Origin of the sequence: Romboutsia sp. 13368 (assembly GCF_018336475.1) — a bacterium.
In the GTDB taxonomy this organism is placed as follows: Bacteria; Bacillota; Clostridia; order Peptostreptococcales; family Peptostreptococcaceae; genus Romboutsia.
In genome coordinates this window covers 862,568-863,353 of the sequence record NZ_CP048741.1, presented here as the reverse complement: position 1 = coordinate 863,353, position 786 = coordinate 862,568, and the positions used below count along the sequence as shown (strand labels likewise).

At 27.6% G+C, this 786-nt stretch carries 1 protein-coding gene; it reads left to right on the top strand.

The window, feature by feature from the left end; translation table 11 throughout:
• The first annotated feature begins 25 nt into the window (after positions 1-25).
• Positions 26-709 (top strand): DUF3298 and DUF4163 domain-containing protein, encoded by a 684-nt coding sequence (locus G3997_RS03510; protein WP_296649320.1) that lies wholly within the window; start codon positions 26-28, stop codon positions 707-709.
• Positions 710-786 lie beyond the last annotated feature (77 nt).

Below are 786 nucleotides of genomic sequence, written 5' to 3'. Positions count from 1 at the left end.
AGCTGATAGCTGTTTATACAATCCTATCTATGTAAAATTTAATGAAGATACACAAACATCAGAGACATTTTCTTATACACTACAGTATCCGTCTTTCTTTAATTTAAAAAATACTAATTTCAATGTAAATCAAAATATTCTTAACAATATAAGCTCAACAATAAATTCCGATGTATTTACATTTAAAAATGGATTAGTAGATGAAGAAAAGCAAGTAAATGCTGATAATGCTCAAAGTAATCAACCATTGTCAAAGTATAATGTGATTACAAATTTTGCAGTTCCATTTAATAAAAATCATATATTAAGTACTATAGTTAGCCTTATGGCTTTTGTTAATAATGAGGGCCCTAAATATGATGAATTAAATAATTATAACTTTGATTTATTAACTGGAAATGAATTTACTATTGGTAGTGTTTTTAATCCTAATATTGATTATCTAAAAGTTATCACTAATTACGTTAATTATAAAATAAATCAAAATAAAGATTTATACTATCCTGATGCAACTGTAGAGATTGCTGATGACCAATCTTTCTATTTAACTGATGAGGGAATAGTAATTTACTTTGGAGTAGATGAAATTGCACCTAAAGAATTTGGTATTCCTAAGTTTACTATGGAGTACATAAAATTTGCTCCATATATAAATCCTAGATTTTACTGTTCACCTGAAAATATCTACAGATCAAATTTTAGAAGATAGTATAAAATTCGCTTCGCTTGAGCGACGTGTCGGCGAAATATTTCATGTCGCCAACGATATATCCTCGCTAACACTTC